Raw genomic sequence first — 21,644 nt, 5'->3', positions numbered from 1 at the left:
CGCAACGGAGAAGCCGTGCCAGACTGTGCTCACACAGCCTGAGGAGGTTTATATGCACACCATCGAACAGATCTTTATTAACGGCGAATTTGTTACCCCGCACGGCACCGAGTGGTTTGATTTGTACAACCCGGCGACGGCGCGGGTCATCGGCCAGGTTCGTCTGGCGGATGAAGTTGACGCGGCGCGCGCCGTTGCGGCGGCGAAAGCGGCGTTTCCGGCGTGGTCGCAGACCACAAAGCAGGAACGCATCGCGGCGATAAAACGTATGCACGCCGCCGTAGCCGCACGCCACGACGATCTGCTTGAAGCGATCGTTGAAGAGTACGGCGCGCCCGCCTCGCGCTCGGCGTGGATGGCCAGCTATCCGGCGGAGGTGATTGCTCAGGCCATTGAGGCGCTGGAGGCGTTTGAGTTCGTCATCCCCGCAGGCGCAGCGACGGTGCAGATGACGCCGCTTGGCGTGGCCGGACTTATCACGCCGTGGAACAGCGACGCGGGGTTTATCTGCGGCAAGCTGGCGGCCGCGCTGGCGGCGGGCTGTACGGCAGTCATCAAGCCGAGCGAAATGAGCGCCCTGCAAACCCGGATTATCACCGAAGCGCTGCGCGATGCCGCGCTGCCGCCGGGTGTGTTTAACATCGTCACCGGGCGCGGCGAAACCGTCGGTGAAACCATCAGCCGCCATCCGGATGTGGCAAAAATCTCGTTTACCGGCTCGACGAATACCGGCAAGGCGATCCTGCGCAACGCGGCGGAGAGCTTTAAGCGCGTGACCCTGGAGTTAGGCGGTAAATCGCCGACGATCCTGCTGGATGATGTGGATCTGGCGCAGGCGATCCCTCTGGTGATTCAGGCCGGATTTATGAACAGCGGGCAGGCGTGCGTGGCCGGAACGCGCATTCTGGTGCCGCAGGCGCGCAAGGCGGAGATCGAAACCGCGCTGGCGCAGGCCGTGGCGGTGGTGAAATCCGGCGATCCGCGCGATAGCGCGACGGACGTCGGCCCGATGGTCAGCGAGAAGCAGTGGCAGCGGGTGCAGGGCTATATCCGCAAAGGGATCGAAGAGGGAGCACGCCTGCTGGCGGGCGGCGAAGGGCGGCCGGAAGGCACGCAGGACGGCTGGTTTGTGCGCCCTACGCTGTTTGCCGATGTGAACAACCGGATGACGGTCGCCCGTGACGAGATTTTCGGCCCGGTGCTGTGCGTGATCCCTTATCGTGACGAGGCGGAGGCGATCGCCATTGCCAACGACACCGACTACGGCCTGAGCGCGATGGTGCTGGGCGGCGATGTGGACCGCGCGCGACGCGTGGCGCAGCAGATTGTTTCCGGTCGCGTGCTGGTGAACACGCTTGCCCATGAACCGAAAGCGCCGTTCGGCGGGTTCAAGCACTCCGGCGTGGGGCGCGAGATGGGCGAGTGGGGGATTCGGGCGTTTATGGAGCCGAGGTCGATTGTGGGCTAAAACTTCGCTCTTTACCGAAGCATTGTGCTTATCCATCCTGCATTCTCTCCTCAACATTACTACGGAGAGACCATCATGATTGCAGTCATTTTCGAAGCCAAAGCCGCGCCAGCCCATCAGGCGCGCTATCTGCAGCTCGCTGCCGAACTCAAACCTTTGCTGGCGGACATCGACGGCTTTATTGATATCGAACGGTTCCAGAGCCTGACGACCGACGGCAAAATCCTGTCGCTTTCCTGGTGGCGGGATGAAGAGGCCGTCCGCCGCTGGAAGCAGAACGTTTTCCATCAGGCAGCGCAGGCCGAAGGGCGGGAGTCGATTTTCGCGTACTACCGTATTCGGGTGGCGCAGCTGGTGCGGGAGTACAGTTCCGAAACCGGAGGGCACGCAGATGTATGATGATAAGCTGGCCGCAGAGATCACCGAACCCTGGGCGACACATGTTAAAAACGAGCCTACCTCCTGAGAACGGCGCGGCGCTGGAACAGGCCATTGCCGCGGTAGCTGCTGCAATGGCCGATCCGTCGCGCGTAAAGATGCTGTGCGCGCTGATGGACGGGCGGGCGTGGACCGCCACCGAGCTGAGCGCGGCGGCAGACGTTGCGCCGTCGACCGCCAGTGGTCATCTCGCCCGGCTGGTGGAGGGGCAACTGATCGCCTGTCTTTCGCAGGGACGGCACCGCTATTATCGTCTGGCGGGGCACGACGTGGCGGAGCTGGTGGAGCAGATGATGGGGCTTTCCTGGAGCCGCATCACCCCGCCGGAAACTACCGCGCCGAAAGCCATGCGCGAGGCCCGAACCTGCTACGACCATCTTGCCGGAAGGATTGCGGTGCAAATCTATGATTTCATGCAGGCGGAAGGCTGGCTGGAGGCTGACGGTTCAGCGCTCACGCTGTATGGCCGCGAGCAGTTCCTGAAGCTCGGCATTTCGTTAAGCGCTCATCCGCGCCGGAAGGCCAGCTGCGCCTGCCTGGACTGGAGCGAACGGCGGTTTCACCTTGGCGGTGAGGCGGGCGCGGCGCTGCTCGACCATCTTGAAAATAAAGGCTGGATCCAGCGGGTAGCGGGGTACAGGGAGGTGGTGGTGACGGCTTCAGGAAGGGCCGCTGTTAAGAGACTTTTTAGCCGTTAAATTCGCTGCGGACTGGTGCCCTCACTCCGCCCCTCTCCCACGGGAAGAGGGAGACATCGTTTCGCAATTCCTGCTCTTTCGCCTCTCGTTTCTTGATAGTTATCCTGATAACTATTATTGTGACACGCGTGTGACGAGAGGTTTCCCTATGAGCGAAGAAGAGCTGTTTAGCCGCAGGCCGATGGGCATGCGGATGGCGATGATCGTGCGCCAGTGGCGTGCGGTGATCGACGACGCCATTCTCGATACCGGGTTAACCCAGTCGAGCTGGACGGTGATGATGCAGCTTCATCAGCTCGGGGATAACGTCTCGATGAGTGAGCTGGCGGAGGTGCAGGGCATTGAACTGCCGCCGCTGATGCGCACCCTGACACAGCTGGAAAAGCAGGGATACCTGCTGCGCGCCGTATCGCCTTATGACAAGCGCATCCGGCTTCTGACGCTGACGCCTGAGGGAAAAGCCATATTAAAACGGCTCACTCAGGTGATTGAGACCTATCAGGCGCGCGTATCGCAAAACATCGCGCCGGAACATATCGACATTTTCAGCGCCACCCTGAATCAATTCGCCTGCAATTTGCGGACAATCCGCGAAGAAGATAACAAGACCGAAAAATAATGACCCCTGAACAAAAGTTTGCCAGCTGGGTAAGGGTGAGTATTGCCTCTTTCCTGCTGATGTTTGTCTATTTTATCGTCGCGGATATCTGGATCCCGCTGACGCCGGACTCCACCGTGATGCGCGTGGTGACGCCGGTTTCTCCGCGCGTCTCCGGCTACGTGGCGGCGGTACATGTCCACAACAACAGCCAGGTGAAGAAAGGCGATCTGCTGTTTGAGCTCGACGACACGCCGTTTCGCAATAAGGTGGAAGCGGCGCAAATCGCGCTCGAGCAGGCACGCTTGTCCAATGAACAGCTGGACGCGCAGATCGCCGCCGCGCAGGCCAGCCTGAAAACCGCCGTGCTGACCGCGCGTAACGACAAAGTGACCTTTGACCGCTACCAGAAACTGAGCACGCTGCAGAACGTCTCGCAGGCCGATCTGGATAAGGTGCGCACGACCTGGCAGAGCAGTGAACAGTCCGTCAGCTCAATTCAGGCCAACATCCAGAACCTGCACATCCAGCGCGGCGAGCGGGACGAGCACCGCAACGTGACGCTGCAAAAATACCGCAACGCGCTGGATGAGGCAGAGCTTAACCTTGGCTGGACGAAGGTTTACGCCCAGGCGGACGGCACGGTCAGCAACCTGCAGTTGAGCCCCGGCTTCTACGCTTCTTCCGGTTCCGCCGCGCTGGCGCTGGTGAACAACCAGACCGATATCGTGGCCGATTTTCGAGAAAAAAGCCTGCGCCATACCCATCAGGGCACCGATGCGGCCGTGGTGTTTGACGCCTTCCCGGGGCACGTTTTCCGCGCCCACGTGACCAGCAGCGACGCGGGGATACTGGCGGGTCAGGAGGCCGTGAACGGCCAGCTGTCCGAGCCGGAAACCTCCAACCGCTGGGTACGTGACGCCCAGCGCATGCGCATTCACGTGACGCTGGATGAGCCGCTGCCGAAGCATCTGCCGACCGGCGCGCGCGCTACCGTGCAGCTCTACAACAGCGAAGGGCCGTTTGCGCGCTTCTTCTCGGGGATGCAGATCCACCTGGTGAGCCTGCTTCACTATGTCTATTAGCACCCTGGCGCGGGTGTTTACCCCGCACGGCAACATCGTCTATACGGCAAACGACTTTCGCCAGACCCTGCGCATCGTCTTTGCCGGGATGATTGCGCTGAGCATCTCCAGCTTCTACAACACCAGCTACGGCGTGTTTTTTGTGGTCTATCCGATCATGCTGCTGTCGCTGGTACCGGTGTTTAACCGCCACGTGGCGAAGCAGTTTATCTTCAGCGCCGCGCTAAACTGCGTCGAAATGATTTTCATCATCGGCTATCTGTCGCAATGGCCGGTCATCATGACGCTGGTGGTGTTTGCCCTGTACGTGATGCGCTTTCGCTTTATGAGCAAAGGGCCGCTGTTCCTGTTTGGCTCAATGGGCGTGGTGTGCCAGAGCGTGATGCTCAATTTTATGAGCTACCCCACGACCAACTGGCACACGCTGCTGTTTTCCAACATCGAAGCGAGCGTGATGGCGGTGTGCCTGAGCGCGCTGATGAACTATCTCCTGCCGGACGTGGAGCCCCGCAGGCCGCCGCCGCTGATTGAGAAAGACGATGCGCGGGTGCGCCACGAGTCGCTGCTCTCCGGCACCGTCGCGACGCTGATATTCGTGGTGTTTCAGATTAGCGACCTAAGCGATTCGCTTTCGGCGCTGATGGCGGGGATTTTGATTCTGTTCCCCATGCACTACCGCGGTTCGGTGATGAGCTCGATCTGGCGCGTGGTCGGCGTGGTGCTGGGCTGTCTCTACATTCTGGTGGTGCAGCTGATCCTCTACGATCACAGCAGCCATATGCTGCTGATGATGCCGCTGATCGGCCTCGGGCTGGCGTTTGGCGCGCGCCTGCACGTGATGGAAAAGGTGGGCGCGGGCGTGGGGTTCTCCAGCATCACCACCATCGGCATTATGTTCGGGCAGAACATGCACCCGGACACTGACCTGGTGTTCAGCGATCTCTATCGCATCACCTCCGTCACCTTTTCGCTGGTGGCGACGCTGACGATGGTCTTTCTGGTGCACCTGATCCTCAACCGCTTCGAGGCGACGCGCTACGTCATCGCGCCGCCCAGGGCGGATTAATGCCCCAGCACGGCAGGCAGCTGCGAGAGTAAAAACAGAATCAGGCCAATCGTTCCGCCCACCAGCGTGCCGTTGACGCGGATGAACTGCAGATCTTTACCGATATTGAGCTCAATCTGGCGGGACATGTCTTTGGCATCCCAGCTTTTGACCGTGTCGCTGATGTGGCGGGTCAGGAACGCGGCGAAATCCGGCGCGAGGCGGTGCGCGGCCTGCTCCAGATGCTCGTTCAGCGAGGCCCGCAGGCTGGCGTCGTTAGACAGCGTTTCGCCAAACCACAGCCCGGCGTTGGCGATGCGCTGCTTCACGCGCGAATCTTCACTCTGCATATCCGCCTTCAGCCACTGGCGCAGGTCGGCCCACATCTCGCCCAGATAGCGGTTAAACGCCTCATCGTTTTTCAGGTAGTGCTTGATGTTGTCGGCTTTCGCCGCCATCTCCGGATCGTTTTTCAGGTTGTCGATAAGCTTCAGCGTGGCGCGGTCAAACGCCTGGCGGATCTGGTGCGTGCGGTCGTGGCTGATATCGTCCAGCAGCGTGTTCACCGCGTTCGATACCATCTCCGCGCTTTGATCGCCCAGCCACTCGGTGGGCAGCACCATCGCCTTGCGCGGATGCTCGGTCTTGAGCCAGTGGACGATCTGGTCGGCGATAAAGTCCCGCGTGCTTTCCCGCTGAATCAGGGTAATCAGGCGGTTGATGATCGCATCCAGCAGCACCTGGTGGCGGTTGTTTTTGGTCATGCTCTCCAGCATCACGGCGCTGGTTTCGGTGAAGTCGACCTTGTCGATGGCCTTATGCACTGCCCGTTTGAGCAGGCGCTGAATGCGTCCGTCGTCGGTGAGTTCGAGAAAACCGCTCATTACCTGCATCAAGTGCAGCCCGACGCGCTGGGCGTTGTCCGGTTTGCTGAACCAGGCGCCGATCATCTGCGCAGGTTCATAGCGGCGAATCAATGCAACCAGCGACTGGGTATCCAGAAACTTCTCCTGCACAAACTGGCCGAGATTGTCGCCAATTCTGTCTTTATTGCGCGGGATAATCGCCGTATGGCGCGAGATAAACGGAATGGGCACCCGGCGGAAAAGCGCAACCACGGCAAACCAGTCTGCCAGCGCGCCGACCATCGCCGCCTCGGCAATGGCCTTTACGCCGCGCACCCAGAAGGTCTGCGGCAGGAACAGGGTGGTGATAAAGGCCGCGGCGGCAACCAGCAGCAGCGACAGCGCCAGCATCTTGGCGCGTTTGAGTTCAGCTATTTTTTCCATGGGTTAAGGATAGAGGCAAGCGGGGGGAAAGTGCAAAAACCGACACAGCACCCACCCGCCAAACCCCATCAGCACCACTCCCGCAGTGCGCTCAATCAGCCACAGCGAACGGCTGAGCTTCTGTTGAACCACGGGCAGCCCCAACAGCGACACCAGCGCTAAATCCCACGCCAGCACCACCATCACCATCCAGATGCCGCAGGTCGCCTGCTCAAGCAGCGTGACGTCCGGCCCCAGTAGCGCAGTCATCAGCGCCAGATAGAACAGCGCGTTCTTCGGGTTTAGCAGCGCCGAACCGAGCCCCAGCAGGATCTGCTTGCGCAGCGAAGGGCAGCGCTGATGGGTTTCATTTAGCGCCAGCGCCTGCTGGCGGCTGCGAATCAGATGCGATCCGATCCACAGTAGGTACAGCGCCCCGCAAATCTCGATCAGCGTAAACAGCCACGTAAACTGGCGCAGCGCGCTCCAGCCGATAATCACCAGTAAGATATACAGCCCGTTGCCCGCGGCGATGCCGACGCACAATCCGGCGCTGCCGCGCAGTCGGTAGCGCGCGGCGTAGCCCACCAGCTGGAAGAAATCCGGGCCCGGGCTTAACAGGGCGACAAAATGCGCCAGCGCCAGCGCGAGAAAAGCGGAAGGGAATAACAGTTCCATAGCGACCTCGGTTAATAATCCGAGGTCAGGCTACAGCGCTGCAGAACCTATTTATTGTCAGATATTGATCGGCCGGTGGCGTACTGGCGCGGCGTGGCGGCGGTATAGCTGACGAAGGTCTTATGAAAATGGCTCTGGTCGGCAAAACCGCTCTGGTAGCCAACGTCGGCAATATCATCCCCGGCGCGCAACCGCGCTTTGGCGAACTCCACGCGGGAGATGTTGAGAAAGCTGCCCGGCGTCAGGCCGGTGTCCTGCCGGAAGGTGCGAATCAGCGTCTCCTTGCGCAGCGAGAAGCGTTGAGCAAGCTCGTCGAGGGAAGGCGGGCAGGTGAGATCGGAAAGAAACGCCTGCTGAATCTGCTGGCTGGTTGCGCGAAGCGCGTCAGCGTTATCCGCGGCGCGGGGAAGGGCAGAAAGCAGCATCTCCAGTGACGCCGGAGACAGGCTCTCAACAACGTCCAGGTAATGGGCAAACAGGGTTGGGCTACGAATAACCTGTAGCGCCAGCGGAAGCCTGGTGTCGATGTAGAGCATATGGTAGCTGCGCGGTTGCCCGGCGACGGGGTTACAGCTGTGCGGCGCGCAGGCCGGGATCACGATGAGGTCCCCGGGGCTAAGGATGTACTCTCTGTCATGACACACGCAGCAGGTCTGGCCCTCCACAATCGCGCCGATGGAAAGCTGAGGGTGACTGTGGCGTTTGTACGCCTGCGTACTCTGCCAGGTACTGCGCAGCTCAAGGCCTGAGGCGCGGTGAAATGTCTGACGGACGTGTCGGGTATCGGTCATGGGCGCTCCTTCTGAAGGTTTTTTATACCACGTCAGCGAACCGTCCGGCAGCGCTTCATTAAGAACCTTCCGGATATACCCAACTTTACGCCCACGGCCAGTCATGTTGACTACCCTTAATACCCTAAGCGGTAAAACAAGGAGATTCGACATGGCTTATCAGACAGTAAATCCTGCCACTAACCAGCTCATCAAAGAATACCCCTCACATACCGACGCGGATATCGAAGCGGCGCTCAGGGCGGCCGATGCGCTTTACCATTCGGAGTGGGCGAAAGGCGACATCAGCCAGCGCCTGCCGGTGCTCCATAAGCTTGCCGATCTGATCGACGAGCGCACCGAGGATCTGGCTAAAATCGCCAGCCGGGAGATGGGGAAACTCATCGAACAGAGCCGCGGCGAGGTGAAGCTGTGCGCACAAATAGCACGCTACTACGCCGATCATGCGAAGCAGTTTCTGGCCCCGGTGAAGTACGACTCTGAGCTCGGGGAAGCGTGGGTTGAGCATCACCCCATCGGCGTGCTGATGGCCGTCGAGCCGTGGAACTTCCCGTATTACCAGCTGATGCGCGTTCTGGCGCCAAACCTGGCGGCGGGTAACCCTGTCATCGCCAAACATGCCAGCATCGTGCCGCACTGCGCCGAAACCTTCGCGCATCTGGTGCGCGAGGCGGGCGCGCCGGAAGGGGCGTGGACCAACCTGTTTATCTCGTCCGAGCAGGTGGCGAACATCATTGCCGACGATCGCGTGCAGGGCGCCGCATTAACCGGCTCCGAAAAGGCGGGCAGCGTGGTGGCCGCGCAGGCGGCGAAGCACATCAAGAAATCTACGCTGGAGCTGGGCGGTAACGACGTCTTCGTGGTGCTGGATGACGCAGACCTTGAGAAGGCCGTGAAAATTGGCGTTAACGCGCGGCTCAACAACGCCGGGCAGGTCTGCACCGCGGCGAAGCGCTTTATCCTGCATGAAAAGATTGCGGATGCCTTCCTGAGCAAATTCACCGAGGCATTTAAGCAGGTGAAGATTGGCGATCCGCTGGAGGAAAGCACCACGCTGGGGCCTTTGTCGTCTAAAGATGCTCTGGAAACGCTAACCAAACAGGTTAACGAGGCGGTGAAAAACGGTGCCACGCTGCACTATGGCGGCAAACCGGTTCAGCGCGACGGGAGCTTCTTCGAACCAACGATCCTGACGAATATCTCGCGCGATAACCCGGCGTACTTCGAGGAGTTTTTCGGCCCTGTGGCGCAGATGTACGTGGTGAAAAGCGACGACGAGGCGGTCGCGCTGGCGAACGACTCCCACTACGGCCTGGGCGGCGCGGTATTTAGTCAGAATATCGAGCGCGCGAAGAAAATGGCGTCACGGATTGAAACCGGGATGGTGTATATCAACTGGCTTACCGATACCGCGCCAGAGCTGCCGTTCGGCGGCGTTAAGCGATCGGGCTACGGACGCGAGCTGTCGGACCTGGGGATCAAAGAGTTTGTGAACCAGAAGCTGGTGGTGGTACACAAGTAATACCCGAGACAAAAAAACCTGCCATCTGGCAGGTTTTTTTGTTTGTTCGTCGGCTTAGAAGCTCACGCCGCCGCCCACGTATGCGCCGTCGATCAGCGTGTGGTTTGGACGACCGTCTTTGCCGTCAACGCTCACGTGGCGGTAACCCACTTTCAGCGTAACCGGTTTGATTGGGGTCCAGCTTACGCCGCCATTAGCTTCCACGTAGTTTTTCACGCTGTTGTTCAGGCCGTCTGGCGCAACGTAACCTTCACCGAAGACGTTGATGCTGTCGGTCAGTGCCACGTTCACGCCGCCGCCGATTGGGAACGCCACGCCGTTATCGCCTTTTTTCGGGCCGATGTAGATCGCTTTCGCACCTGCATTCAGCATGACCGGGCCCACTTCCAGGTTGTAGCCTGCGCCCACGCCGCCGGTCTGGGTGCCGTCATCTGTGTTTTTAAGCCAGTTACCTTCGGTGTAAAGACCGGAGGTCGATTTACCCATTTCCACATTCAGGTTGGTAAAGTTTTTACCCTGCTCAATGCTGCCACCCATCGCCAGTGCGGAGCCAGAGACAGCGGTCAGAGCGGAAAGGATGAGAACGTTAAGCTTTTTCATGAGTTTTTCCTCGTCATTAAATTAATCTGAGGGCACCTTAACAAGTGATGTTTATGACTGCAAATGTGATGCATGTCGTGGTTTTATGCTGATTTTGTTAGTTATTTAGTTTTTATCTGTTACTGAATTGTTTGTTTGGCGAACCGTCAATAGCAATTAAATTCGCGTTTAGTAAAAGTTTAAAGAGTTTGCTAAACGAGGTTTGAACGAGGGGAAAAAAGCCCTTTGAGATGAATTAATTAAGTTTCTAATAATTTCCAAAAATGTTTCAGTTGTCATAGATAAAGACGTAAGTTTACATTTCTGAAGAGGGATATACGTGCCGCTGCGTTGGTCAGAGTCCCTTCCATGTCATTTTTCTGACACGTTTATTCTTTACGTTGTTGGCTTCACTAACTGGATGCTAACAATATGAAAAGAAAAATTATTCCTGTGCTAATCGGCTGTGCGCTCTCTTTCTCTGGCCTGGCGGCGCAGCCTACTGCTGAGCGCTATGTCGTCAGCTTCCCTGAAGGTTCCCACGTGAGCTATAGCGGCGCGTTTGCCAGCGCGTTTCTGAATGGACTCCCCGTGGGCATTGGCTCCGGCCTGCTGTTTACCGGCAAGCAGGGCGACGCCCTGACCTTTGCGACCGTGACCGATCGCGGTCCAAACGCCGATGCGCCAAAAATGGGTAAAAACGAAGCTAAAATATTTGTCACGCCAGATTTCGCGCCGCTGCTGATGACCATCCGCGTTCAGAACGGCAAAGCGGAGGCTGTTGATGCCCGCCCGCTGCATGATGATAAAGGCGAGATTAACGGTCTGCCGCTGCAAAGCGGCGTGATTGGTTCCACCAATGAAGTGGCGTTCAGCGACACCCTCAAGATCCTGAAGGGTGACAACCGTGGCCTGGACACAGAAGGCATCACCCCGGACGGCAAAGGCGGCTACTGGCTGTGCGACGAGTATGGCCCGTTCCTGATTAACGTCGACAGCAAAGGGAAGATCCTGGCGATCCACGGGCCGCAGGCCGCGGAAGGGGAGAAATCCATCGCGGGCGGTCTGCCAAACATTATCAAATGGCGCCAGGCGAATCGGGGCTTTGAAGGCCTGACCCGCATGCCGGACGGGCGGATTATCGCCGCCGTGCAAAGCACGCTGGATATCGACGGTAAGAGCAAAAAGCAGGCGCTGTTTACCCGTCTGGTGAGCTTCGACCCGGCGACCGGGAAAACGGCGATGTACGGTTACCCTATCGACAGCGCGGCCTACAGCAAAAACAGCGACGCCAAAATTGGCGACATCGTGGCGCTCGATGACCAGCACATCCTGCTGATTGAGCAGGGAAGCGATAAAAACGACGGCATGCGTAACCTGATTTACAAGGTGGACCTCAGCAAGGCGAGCGACCTGACCGCCTTCGACAAGCCGGGCGAGTACCCGGAGTTTGATGATGAGAAAACCCTGGCTCAGCGGGGCATAACGCTTGCTGCAAAAACGCAGGTTGTCGACCTGCGCGCGCTGGGCTGGCAGCAGGAGAAGGCCGAAGGGCTGGCGCTGATCGACAGCAAAACGCTTGCGGTGGCGAACGATAATGACTTTGGCGTGAAGGTGGCGATGCAAAACCCGGTCGAGGGCAAGAAGCTCAAGGATTATCGGGTGAACGCGGAAGGCAAGCTGACGCTGGATGATAAACCGGTTGAAACCACGCTCAGCGTGAAGCCGCTGAAGAAGCCGGAGTCGGACAGCGAGCTGTGGATTGTGACGCTGCCGGAAGCGGTGAAATAAGTATCCCCACAAAATAATGCCTGCACAGACGCCCCCTCTCCCTTGAGGGAGAGGGCTGGGGTGAGGGGGAACATACGGCTCTGGTGGTCATTTCGTTCACTTCATGTTCCTTGCTACTCTGTAACGGCATGACCGGTGAACGTGCCAGGGTGGCTCAATCGCCACCACCCTGGCGACCCGGGCTCCCGGCGGTAAATCGCCGCTTCGCGGTGCCCTCAGCTTATTCCTTCAGGCTATCGGGTCGGGCATGAGCCTGCATCCCTGCAGGCCAGGCCCTCTCGGCGCATCCCTGCGCCTCGCCCCGGCCTTACGGAAACGCTTCGGCGATTTACAGCCGGACCAGGGTGTCGCTGTAAGTCATTAATTTAACTGAATAAACGTTCATCGCTTCAGGTTAATAAATTACTGGGCAGAGGGTATGCATAGAGGTTATTTCTTCAGCCCTGCAAACGCCGCCCGTATTTCTTCTTCCGGCAGCTGGATACCAATAAACACCATCACGCTGCGCGGCGCTTCATCGCCCCAGGGTCTGTCCCAGTCGGCGCTGTACAGGCGCTGCACGCCCTGGAACAGCAGGCGGTTAGGCTCGCCGTCGATCCACAGCATTCCTTTGTAGCGCAGCAGCTTGTCGGCAAACGACAGCAGCAGGTTTTCCATCACCCGCGAAACCTCGCCGATGTCCACCGGGTAGTCCAGCTCGACCACAATCGACGCCACGTCGTTTTGCTTGTCTCCCATAAAGTGGAAGCGCGGTTTCGCGGTGACGTTCTCTTCCAGCATAAAGCCATTGGTGTTGAACAGCTGAGACAGATCGATGTCGCCATGCGTCACCGTGTAAACCGGCGCGCGGGAGTTGATGCGCGTCAGGCGCTCGCGCAGTTTTTCGCTGTCACCCGCCACGTCGGTTTTGGTCAGCAGAATGCGGTCGGCGTAGCCCACCTGAGACTGGGCGATGGTGAACTGGTTCATCTGTTCGTCGGCGTGGACCGCATCCACCAGGGCAATCACGCCGTCCAGCAGGTAGCGCTGGCAGAGGATCTCGTGAGAGAAAAAGGTCTGAATAATCGGGCCGGGGTCGGCCATGCCGGTGCACTCGATCACCAGACGGTCGAAGTCGATCTCGCCACGGTCGCGGCTGTCGAGCAGGTCCAGCAGGGCATCTTCCAGCTCGTTAGAGCGGGTGCAGCAGATGCAGCCGTTGGTCAGGGTTTTGATCTGGGTGGCGCGATCGCCGATCAGCTGATCGTCTACGGAGACTTCGCCAAATTCGTTTTCGATGACGGCGATTTTGAAGCCGTGCTGTTCGTTCAGGATGTGGCGCAGCAGGGTGGTTTTACCGGCGCCGAGGAAACCGGTCAGCAGGGTAACGGCAATCGGGGTCATGGTCTCTCCTTTAGCAGCAGCGGACGCCGCCTTCTCCACTTCCGCCGTAGCGCGCTTCCTGCCGCTCGCGGAAGAATTCGGTGTAAGTCATGTACGGCTTATCCGGATGGTTGGTCTTCATATGCTCAACGTAGTTGTCATAGTCCGGAATGCCAATCAGCATTTTCGCCGCCTGACCGAGGTATTTTTTTGCTTCGCCTAAGTTACCAAACATTGTGGGTTCCAGACAGAAAAAGCCCGGCGATGTGAGTCCGCTGGGCTTGTGTTCCCCTCACCCCAGCCCTCTCCCAAAGGGAGAGGGGGAGGATTGCGGATTAATGGTGTGAAGAGGTCTTCACGCCGCCTTCCGGCACCGGCACGTACGGAGTTTCTTTATCCGTACGGCCGTCGGCGTTGCGCACGTTCAGCCAGGTTTTGATGCCGTAGAAGATGATGCTGTACACCACCACCAGGAACAGAATGCTCAGACCCGCGTTGGTGTAGTTGTTCACCACGATATGGTTCATGTTGGCAATCTGCTGCGCGGTAAGATCCGCGCCGCCTGCGGCAATCTTCTCTTTGTACTGGTTAGCCATGAAGAAGAAGCCTTCCAGCTGCGGGTTGGCGCTGAACAGCTTCAGGCCAAGCGCCCAGGTAGTGCAGAGCAGCAGCCACAGCGCAGGAACAACGGTTACCCAGATGTATTTGGTGCGCTTCATCTTCACGAGGACCACGGTACCGAGCACCAGAGCAACGGCTGCGAGCATCTGGTTAGAGATACCGAACAGCGGCCACAGGCTCTTCACGCCGCCGAGCGGGTCGACAACGCCCTGATACAGCAGGTAGCCCCACAGGCCTACGCAGCCCGCCGTACCCAGAATGCCCGCTACCAGAGAGTCGGTTTTCTTCAGGAACGGCACGAAGTTACCGAGCAGGTCCTGCAGCATAAAGCGGCCCGCACGGGTACCGGCGTCCAGCGCGGTCAGGATGAACAGCGCTTCGAACAGAATACCGAAGTGGTACCAGAAGCCCATGTCCGCCCACGGCAGCACCTTGTGGAATACGTGTGCGATACCCACGGCCAGCGTCGGCGCGCCACCGGCGCGGTTCAGCACGGACGGTTCGCCGATGTCCTTCGCCGTCTGCATAATCTGCTCTGGCGAAATCACAAAGCCCCAGGAGCTGACGGTCGCCGCCGCGTGTGCGCTGGCGTCCTTCAGCTGCGCCATAATCAGCGCCGCGTTGTCGCCGCCCATCTCGTGCAGGTTTGGCATGGTAATGCCGAGGCCCGCAGGCGGGGTGTTCATCGCGAAGTAGAGACCCGGTTCGATAATGGAGGCTGCAACCAGCGCCATGATCGCCACGAAGGACTCCATCAGCATCGCGCCGTAGCCGATCAGACGCGCGTCTTTCTCGTTCGCCAGCAGCTTAGGCGTGGTACCGGAGGCAATCAGGGCGTGGAAGCCGGAGACCGCACCGCAGGCGATGGTGATGAACAGGAACGGGAACAGGGCGCCTTTCCACAGCGGGCCGGTACCGTCGATGTACTGGGTTACCGCAGGCATTTTCAGGTCCGGGTTAATCACCAGGATACCGATCGCCAGACCGACGATAACGCCGATTTTCAGGAAGGTCGCGAGGTAGTCACGCGGGGCCAGAATCAGCCAGACCGGCAGCAGCGCGGAGATAAACGCATAGCCAATCAGCGCGAAGGTAATGGTGGTGTCCTTGAAGGTCAGCGCCGGGCCCCAGTACGGGTCGTGCGCAATCACGCCGCCGAAGTAGATGGAGGCCACCAGCAGCACGATACCAATCACCGACACTTCACCTACGCGTCCCGGTCTCAGGAAGCGCATGTAGATACCCATGAACAGCGCAATCGGCACGGTTGAGCAGACGGTGAAGACACCCCACGGGCTTTCCGCCAGCGCTTTCACCACGATCAGCGCCAGCACCGCGAGGATGATGATCATGATCAGGAAGCAGCCGAACAGGGCGATAGTCCCCGGCACGCGGCCCATCTCTTCTTTGACCATCTCGCCCAGAGAGGCGCCGTTACGGCGAGAAGAGATAAACAGCACCATAAAGTCCTGCACCGCACCCGCCAGCACCACGCCGGCGAGCAGCCAGAGCGTACCCGGCAGGTAGCCCATCTGCGCGGCCAGTACCGGGCCGACCAGCGGGCCCGCACCGGCGATCGCGGCAAAGTGGTGACCAAACAGCACGTAGCGGTTGGTTGGCACGTAGTTCAGGCCGTCATTGTTAATGACCGCCGGAGTGGCGCGCGTCGGGTCGAGCTTCATGACCTTCTGCGCGATGTACAAGCTGTAGTAGCGATAAGCCACAAGATAGACGGAAACGGACGCAACCACGATCCACAGGGCGCTTACGTGTTCGCCCCGGCGTAATGCGACAACCGCCAGACAAAAAGCGCCGAGGATCCCGAGTAAGGCCCAGGGCACGTGCTTCAGTAGTTTTTTAGTATCCATAGTAAGACCTGGTTTTTTATGTAAAGAAAAAAGGGTCAGGGTTCGTTGTGAGGAGGTATTGATTAATGCTGGAGCGATCGTGCCAGATCCTCGCGCGTGTAAAGGATGGTAAATGAATGAGTGGTTGAAAGTGCCGGGTGAGCGGTCAAAGGGGACGACGAGCGGTTCCGGCTCGCCGCCAGGGGACGAAATTATGTGATTGAGATCACTTGATTATTCGGGTTGCGCTCCACGGCCAGATAGCTCTCCAGCGTTCCGATCAGTTTTTCCTTTAGCCATTTCGGTTCCAGAACCTGAATATGGGGAAGCCAGTAGAACAGCAGCGGCAGGATCTGGTTCTCGTGCGCCGCCTGGCAGCGCAGCGTGACGCCGCCCAACTGCTCCTCCAGCAGCTCCTGTTCCGGCAGAAGATCGCGGCGCAGGAAGTAATGTGAAATATTATCTTTAATGAATATTTTCACCGCGAAAGTATCTTCGGACACCCAGGGATCAAGGCTTTTCTCCAGCAGCTTACGAACATTTTCTTCGGGCGTGAAGGTCGTTTTCTGAATATCAAACCAGCTAATCTGGCTCAATGAGAAGGATTTCAGGCGACTATTTTCGGTGGCTTGTAAATACCATATATTTTTTTTGTTAATGAGTTTATAGGGGTTAATCAGACGGGTTTTACCCTTATAAACGATCTGACAAACATTATGGTTTTTAATCGATTTCTCGATTTTCGTTAAATGGCGGCGAATATCGCGTTCTAGCGTATGTTCGGCCTCATTGCCAAGAATAAGAATATGGTTTTCGTCAACGCGCGTTTCAAGCTTCTGCCAGAATTCCGTATTTCTTTCAGGGAAAAAGCTGTCAGCATTCAGGAAGTTAGCAAGGGTGTGATGTAAGCCTTGTCCGCCGGGCGACTGTGCGGAGTGGATCAGCCGATATAGCCCGTTACCGGTATGTTCAACAATGGGGGAGAGGGCATTTAAATCCCGGTAGACGGTACGCTCGGTAATTTTAAATTTTTCCATTAGCGCACTGCGGTTTACCACACCGTTTAAATGTAGCTCAAGGAGAATATCGACCAGACGTTCAGCCGAGCGGCTCCGCGTCGTTTTTGCCATAAGGTCATCCTGTATATTTAGGTATGCGCTGAATGATGCGGATGCACTGACAAAGGGTGCCAGTATTCAGTCACAGAAAATTTCTCTTATGGTTATATAACGGCGTGATTTAGCGGAAACCTTAGGAGTTTTTGTAGAAAGCGGCGCTGGCCGGAAAAAAGGCCAGCGCGAGGGGGATCACACGGCGGCTTCTGCCTCCAGCATGACCGGGTGGAAACGGCGCCTGAAGTAGATCAGGCCGTGGCCCGCATCACTCAGGATGATGTTCTTAACTTCAACAAGGTAGACAAGATGCGTGCCGATGGTTTGCACCTGGCTAATCTCACCTTCCAGGCTGGCGAGCGCGCCCTTGAGCACAGGCTGCGCCAGCGGGCCTTTCTGCCAGCAGGAGAGGGCAAAGCGTTCTTCCATCGTCATACCGGTCATCCCGGCGAAATGGCGAGCCATGATCTCCTGCTCGTGGTTCAGCACGTTAACGCACAGCCTGCCGTTGCTCTGAAAGACCGGGTTCATGGCGCTGTTGGCGTTGATGCACACCATGACCGACGGCGGCGTGTCCGTCACCGAACAGACGGCGGTGGCGGTGATACCGCAGCGGCCCGCCTCGCCCTCGGTGGTGACCACATTAACCGCAGCCGACAGGCTGCTCATCGCGTCGCGAAAACGCAGGCGTTGTTCATCTGAATACATTGCAACCTCCCGCTGCGCTATTTCAGCAGCTTGTCGAGCATGTTGATATCGCTGTTGTTGTGCAGGTGCGGTACGGTCCAGCCGTGCTGGTCGTATTCGGACATGCAGCGGTCGACCATCGCCATCATTTTGTCCATGTTGCCGGAGCTCTGCGCCTGGCGCAGACACTGCAGGCGGATCTCATCCTGGCTGCCGGAGTAGTTGATTTCGTATAGCTCGTGACGACCGCCAAACTCGCTGCCGATGGCATCCCACATCAGCTTCAAAATCTTGATGCGTTCGACGTGATCCATCCCGTTGGAGCCGCGCACGTATTTCGCCAGATACTGGTCGATCTGCGGGTTGTTCAGATCCCGGGCGCTGGACGGCAGGTAGATCAGACCGGACGTCACGTTACGCTCGATGATGTTCTTGATCTTGGCGTAGGCCATCGGCGCCATCACGCGGTAGGTTTGCAGCGCGGCGTGATCCGGCAGATACGCGCCGTTGACCCACGGGGTGGCTTCGGAACACATGGAGTCGCTCAGCGCCCAGAACATGTTACGCCAGGCCACCACTTCGCCGAGATCCGCCTGTACGCCGCGGAACTCCAGGGTGCCGGTGCACTCCAGGGATTTCTTCAGCAGGGCGGTGATGAAGTCGAGCTTCACCGCCAGACGCACGCAGGCCTGCAGCGGGTACATCCGCGCGAAACCGCCTTCCATCGTCCAGCGACGGCAGCGGTCGAAATCGCGGTAGATCAGCACATTTTCCCACGGGATCAGCACGTGATCCATCACCAGGATCGCGTCGTTCTCATCAAAGCGGCTGGAGAGCGGGTAGTCGTACGGGGATCCGGTTGCGCCTGCCACCATTTCGTAAGAGGCGCGGGAGATCAGCTTCACGCCTTCGGCATCCATCGGCGCGACGAACATCAGCGCGAAGTCCGGGTTTTCGCCCATCACCTGCGCGGAGCCGAAGCCGATCATGTTGTAGTGGGTCAGGGCGGAGTTGGTGGCTACCACTTTCGCGCCGCTGACGATAATCCCGGCGTCGGTCTCTTTCTCCAGCTTGATGTAGACGTCTTTCACCTCGTCCGCCGGCTTGTGACGGTCGATCGGCGGGTTAACGATGGCGTGGTTAAAGTACAGGCCGGTTTCCTGAATGCGCGTGTACCAGTTACGGGCGTTCTGTTCGAACTGGCCGTAGAAGGCCGGGTTGGCGCCGAGCGCGCAGCCGAACGCGGCTTTGTAGTCCGGCGTGCGGCCCATCCAGCCGTAGCTCAGGCGCGACCACTCGGCGATGGCGTCGCGCTGCTGGCGCAGGTCGTCGGCACTTTTCGCCACGCGGAAAAACTTGTGGGTATAGCCGCCGCTGCCGGTGTCGGTGCCCCAGCAGAGCGCGTCCTGCATGTCAGGCTTGTGCAGCGCGTCGTACATCTGCGCGATGGAGGCCGCCGCGTTGCGAAATGCCGGATGGGTGGTGACGTCTTTGACGCGCTCGCCGTAGATATAAATCTCACGACCGTCCTGCAGGCTTTTTAAATACTCTTCGCCGGTTAACGGGCGTTTGGCATCAGCGCGGAACTCTTCAGGCTTCATAGGGACCTCGTATCGGAATAGGGTTGTTAAATTTATGTTTTGTTTTTGTTGTTTAATTGAAGCCTGAGAGGGGCGTAACGTGAAGGGACGATTGGGACAACGACGGGTACTTTTCGCGAGAGATCGCAGAGTGTGATTTCCCTCACCCTAACCCTCTCCCAAAGGGAGAGGGGACGGTTACTCCCTCTCCCTTTGGGAGAGGGCCGGGGTGTGGGGAACAGGCGATACCGGTACTTTCTGCGCCCGATACGCGCTCGGCGAACACCCCACTAAGCGGTTAAAAAACCGGGCAAAGTAGGCCGGATCCTTAAACCCCAGCTGCCAGGCAATGTCGCTGACCGCGCTGTCGGAGAAGAGCAGCAAGCGTCTGGCCTCCCGCAGCTGGCGGTCGAAGATCAGGCGTTTTGGTGGGCGGTTGGCAAAGCGGCGGCAGATATCTGTCAGGCGGGATTCGGTCAGGTGCAGCTCGCTGGCATATTCCGGCACCGTCCAGTGCTGGTGGTAGTGGGCATCTATCAGCTGGGTAAAGCGCTGGAACAGCTTCAGCTCGCCGCGCATGCCGCCTGAAGCGTGGTCGTCGAGCTTCGCGTTGCGCAGCAGCAGGGTAAACACCGCCTGCGCCAGCAGGACCAGAGTGTGCTCGCGCCCGGGCAGCTGTTCCGTGGATTCCCGGGCAATCAGCTGCCAGTAGTGCTTCAGCGCCGCCAGCTCGTCCGGCCTGTCGGAAAGCGAAAGGCAGATCCCCGGCAGGCCAAACGCTTCCCGCGTGCCGGGGTAGAGCACCTCCAGCAGCGGCCAGATCAGGTCCTCGCGTACCGTCAGCACGTGACCATCGCTGTCGGATTCGGTGATAAACGCGTGCGGTACCGACGGCGGCGTGAGGACGAACAGCGGCGCCTGCACCGAGTAGCGGTGATCGTCGAGCTGGAGCTCAATCTGCCCGGTATCGAGAAAGTGCATCTGAAAATACTGGTCGTGACGGTGCGCCTGCATGTCGCGGCCAAAAAAGGCCGCCATGCGCGCGAACGACTGGTAGTGCACATCGTCGGTGCCCAGACTTTCGTCGTACTCCTTGCTGATATCAATGTTGGCGATAGGGCTCTGGCACATGATCGTTCCTCTGTTGATCCCGCTGCGTCATCGGGATGCGCGTCAGCACCAGCGCGCCGACCACCAGCAGCCCGGCCACAAACCACAGCCCGGAGCTGAAGCTACCGGTGGCGTCGCGCAGGATCCCAATCAGCAATGGGCTGACGGCGGATCCGACGTTGCCGATGGCGTTGATCACCGCCAGCGCCACCGCGCGGGACTGCAGGCTAATCACCCGATCCGGCGTGGTCCAGAATATGGCCATGGCGGTGAAGGATCCGGTTGAGGCCATAATGATGCCAAGCAGCTGGATCAGGCTGTGATCGGTGGCCGAGGCCAGCATCCATCCCGCCGCGGCGAACAGGTACGGCAGGATGGTGTGCTTTTTTCGCTCTTTCAGCCTGTCGGAGCGTCGGCTCCACCAGATCATCCCGAGAATGGTGCAAAACTGCGGGATCGCCGCCAGCAGGCCGATGACGATATTGCTGCTCCCCGTGTTGAAGCTCTGCAGGATCTGCGGCGTCCAGATGTTGATGGCGCTGAGCGTATTGGTCAGGCAGAAGTAGGCCAGCGTGTAGAGCAGCACCGCCGGGGTCAGCACCTCGCGCAGCGTCGAACGCGGCGTGACGGATTGGGCAATGGCGACCTCCTGCTCGCGGGCGATCATCGTTTTCAGCGCCTGCTTTTCGTCGTCGTCGAGCCAGGTGGCCTGATCCGGCGTGTCGTTGAGGTAAAACCAGGTCACCACGCCGAGCACCACCGACGGCAGACCTTCCAGCAGGAACAGCCACTGCCAGCCCTTCAGGTTCCACAGCCCGTCCATCGCCAGAATGTAGCCGGAGAGGATCGAGCCGAGCATCATGGTCACCGGCATGGCGATCATAAACAGCGCGTTGGCGCGGGCGCGGTGATACGCCGGGAACCACCAGGTGAGGTAGACCAGGATCCCCGGCAGGAAACCGGCTTCGGCAATGCCCACCAGCATGCGCAGAACGTAGAGGGTTTCAGGGCTGGTGGCGAACATGGTGCAGGTGGAGGCGATGCCCCACACCACCATGATCCCGGCGATCCAGCGGCGTGCGCCGATCTTCGCCAGCATGATGTTGCTCGGGATGCCGCACAGTACGTAGGTGACGTAAAACAGCGTCGCGGCCAGGCCAAACATGGTCGACGTAAGGCCCAGATCTTTGCCCATCGTCAGCCCGGCAAAGCCGATGTTGATGCGATCGAGAAACGAAAAGACAAACAGGATAAAGAGAAAGACGATCAGGCGTCGGAACAGCTTGTTAATGGCGCGATGTTCAATAGCTTTATTATCATGGGTTTGCAGGGTAGAGGTCGTCATGGTGCGCTCCAGATCTTAC

At 58.8% G+C, this 21,644-nt stretch carries 20 protein-coding genes; 8 read left to right on the top strand and 12 right to left on the bottom strand.

The window, feature by feature from the left end:
• The first annotated feature begins 52 nt into the window (after window positions 1-52).
• The 6 genes from LA04_RS11595 to LA04_RS11570 all read left to right on the top strand — a co-directional run bounded on the left by LA04_RS11595 (window position 53) and on the right by LA04_RS11570 (window position 5,353).
• Window positions 53-1,468 (top strand): aldehyde dehydrogenase family protein, encoded by a 1,416-nt coding sequence (locus tag LA04_RS11595; protein ID WP_047651652.1) that lies wholly within the window; start codon window positions 53-55, stop codon window positions 1,466-1,468.
• A gap of 75 nt (window positions 1,469-1,543) precedes the next feature.
• On the top strand, window positions 1,544-1,867 hold the full coding sequence (locus tag LA04_RS11590; RefSeq protein WP_033144543.1) for an antibiotic biosynthesis monooxygenase family protein: 324 nt from the start codon (window positions 1,544-1,546) through the stop codon (window positions 1,865-1,867).
• A gap of 41 nt (window positions 1,868-1,908) precedes the next feature.
• Window positions 1,909-2,604, top strand: a complete 696-nt coding sequence (locus LA04_RS11585; protein WP_047651651.1) for an ArsR/SmtB family transcription factor — start codon at window positions 1,909-1,911, stop codon at window positions 2,602-2,604.
• A gap of 148 nt (window positions 2,605-2,752) precedes the next feature.
• Window positions 2,753-3,223 carry a MarR family winged helix-turn-helix transcriptional regulator gene (locus tag LA04_RS11580; protein ID WP_047651649.1) on the top strand — a complete coding sequence of 157 codons (471 nt, stop codon included), beginning with the start codon at window positions 2,753-2,755 and terminating at the stop codon, window positions 3,221-3,223.
• Window positions 3,220-4,287 carry an HlyD family secretion protein gene (locus LA04_RS11575; protein ID WP_152594367.1) on the top strand — a complete coding sequence of 356 codons (1,068 nt, stop codon included), beginning with the start codon at window positions 3,220-3,222 and terminating at the stop codon, window positions 4,285-4,287. The genes LA04_RS11580 and LA04_RS11575 overlap by 4 nt, the downstream gene beginning before the upstream one ends.
• Window positions 4,277-5,353 (top strand): DUF2955 domain-containing protein, encoded by a 1,077-nt coding sequence (locus LA04_RS11570; RefSeq protein ID WP_047651646.1) that lies wholly within the window; start codon window positions 4,277-4,279, stop codon window positions 5,351-5,353. Before LA04_RS11575 ends, LA04_RS11570 begins: the two co-directional genes overlap by 11 nt.
• Here LA04_RS11570 and LA04_RS11565 read toward each other — a convergent pair.
• The 3 genes from LA04_RS11565 to LA04_RS11555 are packed head-to-tail and all read right to left on the bottom strand — an operon-like array spanning window position 5,350 to window position 8,069.
• Complete coding sequence (locus tag LA04_RS11565; RefSeq protein WP_023310257.1) at window positions 5,350-6,621, bottom strand: DUF445 domain-containing protein; 1,272 nt, start codon at window positions 6,619-6,621, stop codon at window positions 5,350-5,352. The two genes, LA04_RS11570 and LA04_RS11565, sit on opposite strands and share 4 nt — an antisense overlap.
• Before the next feature lie 3 nt (window positions 6,622-6,624).
• Window positions 6,625-7,278, bottom strand: coding sequence for a LysE family translocator (locus LA04_RS11560; protein WP_047651645.1), 654 nt, complete (start codon window positions 7,276-7,278; stop codon window positions 6,625-6,627).
• Between the two features lie 47 nt (window positions 7,279-7,325).
• Window positions 7,326-8,069 carry a helix-turn-helix transcriptional regulator gene (locus tag LA04_RS11555; RefSeq protein ID WP_047651682.1) on the bottom strand — a complete coding sequence of 248 codons (744 nt, stop codon included), beginning with the start codon at window positions 8,067-8,069 and terminating at the stop codon, window positions 7,326-7,328.
• Window positions 8,070-8,220: 151 nt separating this feature from the next.
• Between LA04_RS11555 and LA04_RS11550 the strand changes: the two genes are divergently transcribed.
• Window positions 8,221-9,591, top strand: a complete 1,371-nt coding sequence (locus LA04_RS11550) for an NAD-dependent succinate-semialdehyde dehydrogenase (protein WP_047651644.1) — start codon at window positions 8,221-8,223, stop codon at window positions 9,589-9,591.
• Between the two features lie 54 nt (window positions 9,592-9,645).
• Here LA04_RS11550 and LA04_RS11545 read toward each other — a convergent pair whose 3' ends face one another.
• Window positions 9,646-10,191, bottom strand: a complete 546-nt coding sequence (locus tag LA04_RS11545; protein ID WP_047651642.1) for a YfaZ family outer membrane protein — start codon at window positions 10,189-10,191, stop codon at window positions 9,646-9,648.
• Window positions 10,192-10,602: 411 nt separating this feature from the next.
• On the opposite strand from LA04_RS11545, the gene LA04_RS11540 reads away from it, so the two are divergent.
• Window positions 10,603-11,961 carry an esterase-like activity of phytase family protein gene (locus tag LA04_RS11540; RefSeq protein WP_047651641.1) on the top strand — a complete coding sequence of 453 codons (1,359 nt, stop codon included), beginning with the start codon at window positions 10,603-10,605 and terminating at the stop codon, window positions 11,959-11,961.
• A gap of 429 nt (window positions 11,962-12,390) precedes the next feature.
• On the opposite strand, the gene yjiA is transcribed toward LA04_RS11540, so the two are convergent.
• The 8 genes from yjiA to hpaX form a co-directional block, all read right to left on the bottom strand.
• Entirely contained in the window at window positions 12,391-13,344 is a 954-nt protein-coding gene (gene yjiA / locus LA04_RS11535; protein ID WP_047651640.1) for a GTPase, read from the bottom strand.
• A gap of 10 nt (window positions 13,345-13,354) precedes the next feature.
• Entirely contained in the window at window positions 13,355-13,558 is a 204-nt protein-coding gene (locus LA04_RS11530; RefSeq protein ID WP_003856610.1) for a YbdD/YjiX family protein, read from the bottom strand.
• Window positions 13,559-13,658: 100 nt separating this feature from the next.
• A complete protein-coding gene (locus LA04_RS11525; RefSeq protein ID WP_023334384.1) occupies window positions 13,659-15,812 on the bottom strand; it encodes a carbon starvation CstA family protein in 2,154 nt (717 codons plus the stop codon).
• Between the two features lie 191 nt (window positions 15,813-16,003).
• Window positions 16,004-16,921 (bottom strand): helix-turn-helix transcriptional regulator, encoded by a 918-nt coding sequence (locus LA04_RS11520; RefSeq protein ID WP_047651639.1) that lies wholly within the window; start codon window positions 16,919-16,921, stop codon window positions 16,004-16,006.
• Window positions 16,922-17,098: 177 nt separating this feature from the next.
• Window positions 17,099-17,611 carry a 4-hydroxyphenylacetate 3-monooxygenase reductase subunit gene (locus LA04_RS11515; protein WP_047651638.1) on the bottom strand — a complete coding sequence of 171 codons (513 nt, stop codon included), beginning with the start codon at window positions 17,609-17,611 and terminating at the stop codon, window positions 17,099-17,101.
• 17 nt (window positions 17,612-17,628) lie between these two features.
• Window positions 17,629-19,191 carry a 4-hydroxyphenylacetate 3-monooxygenase, oxygenase component gene (gene hpaB / locus LA04_RS11510; RefSeq protein ID WP_047651637.1) on the bottom strand — a complete coding sequence of 521 codons (1,563 nt, stop codon included), beginning with the start codon at window positions 19,189-19,191 and terminating at the stop codon, window positions 17,629-17,631.
• Window positions 19,192-19,368: 177 nt separating this feature from the next.
• Entirely contained in the window at window positions 19,369-20,301 is a 933-nt protein-coding gene (gene hpaA / locus LA04_RS11505) for a 4-hydroxyphenylacetate catabolism regulatory protein HpaA (RefSeq protein WP_047651636.1), read from the bottom strand.
• The gene (gene hpaX, locus LA04_RS11500; protein WP_047651635.1) at window positions 20,273-21,625 is read right to left on the bottom strand and encodes a 4-hydroxyphenylacetate permease; all 1,353 of its coding nucleotides are present in this window, start codon (window positions 21,623-21,625) and stop codon (window positions 20,273-20,275) included. The genes hpaA and hpaX overlap by 29 nt, the downstream gene beginning before the upstream one ends.
• Between the last annotated feature and the right edge of the window lie 19 nt (window positions 21,626-21,644).

This window comes from Enterobacter sp. UCD-UG_FMILLET, from assembly GCF_000762975.1.
GTDB classification, from domain to species: domain Bacteria; phylum Pseudomonadota; class Gammaproteobacteria; order Enterobacterales; family Enterobacteriaceae; genus Enterobacter; species Enterobacter dykesii.
Note: the sequence above shows the minus strand (reverse complement) of the source record. Positions and strands in the feature narration are given on the sequence as shown.

Bases quoted from the DNA above. Each gene is read 5' to 3' on its own strand.
- LA04_RS11595 (WP_047651652.1), top strand. From the start codon at position 53: ATGCACACCATCGAACAGATCTTTATTAACGGCGAATTTGTTACCCCG.
- LA04_RS11590 (WP_033144543.1), top strand. From the start codon at position 1,544: ATGATTGCAGTCATTTTCGAAGCCAAAGCCGCGCCAGCCCATCAGGCG.
- LA04_RS11585 (WP_047651651.1), top strand. From the start codon at position 1,909: ATGTTAAAAACGAGCCTACCTCCTGAGAACGGCGCGGCGCTGGAACAG.
- LA04_RS11580 (WP_047651649.1), top strand. From the start codon at position 2,753: ATGAGCGAAGAAGAGCTGTTTAGCCGCAGGCCGATGGGCATGCGGATG.
- LA04_RS11570 (WP_047651646.1), top strand. From the start codon at position 4,277: ATGTCTATTAGCACCCTGGCGCGGGTGTTTACCCCGCACGGCAACATC.
- LA04_RS11565 (WP_023310257.1), bottom strand. From the start codon at position 6,621: ATGGAAAAAATAGCTGAACTCAAACGCGCCAAGATGCTGGCGCTGTCG.
- LA04_RS11560 (WP_047651645.1), bottom strand. From the start codon at position 7,278: ATGGAACTGTTATTCCCTTCCGCTTTTCTCGCGCTGGCGCTGGCGCAT.
- LA04_RS11555 (WP_047651682.1), bottom strand. From the start codon at position 8,069: ATGACCGATACCCGACACGTCCGTCAGACATTTCACCGCGCCTCAGGC.
- LA04_RS11550 (WP_047651644.1), top strand. From the start codon at position 8,221: ATGGCTTATCAGACAGTAAATCCTGCCACTAACCAGCTCATCAAAGAA.
- LA04_RS11545 (WP_047651642.1), bottom strand. From the start codon at position 10,191: ATGAAAAAGCTTAACGTTCTCATCCTTTCCGCTCTGACCGCTGTCTCT.
- LA04_RS11540 (WP_047651641.1), top strand. From the start codon at position 10,603: ATGAAAAGAAAAATTATTCCTGTGCTAATCGGCTGTGCGCTCTCTTTC.
- yjiA (WP_047651640.1), bottom strand. From the start codon at position 13,344: ATGACCCCGATTGCCGTTACCCTGCTGACCGGTTTCCTCGGCGCCGGT.
- LA04_RS11530 (WP_003856610.1), bottom strand. From the start codon at position 13,558: ATGTTTGGTAACTTAGGCGAAGCAAAAAAATACCTCGGTCAGGCGGCG.
- LA04_RS11525 (WP_023334384.1), bottom strand. From the start codon at position 15,812: ATGGATACTAAAAAACTACTGAAGCACGTGCCCTGGGCCTTACTCGGG.
- LA04_RS11520 (WP_047651639.1), bottom strand. From the start codon at position 16,921: ATGGCAAAAACGACGCGGAGCCGCTCGGCTGAACGTCTGGTCGATATT.
- LA04_RS11515 (WP_047651638.1), bottom strand. From the start codon at position 17,611: ATGTATTCAGATGAACAACGCCTGCGTTTTCGCGACGCGATGAGCAGC.
- hpaB (WP_047651637.1), bottom strand. From the start codon at position 19,191: ATGAAGCCTGAAGAGTTCCGCGCTGATGCCAAACGCCCGTTAACCGGC.
- hpaA (WP_047651636.1), bottom strand. From the start codon at position 20,301: ATGTGCCAGAGCCCTATCGCCAACATTGATATCAGCAAGGAGTACGAC.
- hpaX (WP_047651635.1), bottom strand. From the start codon at position 21,625: ATGACGACCTCTACCCTGCAAACCCATGATAATAAAGCTATTGAACAT.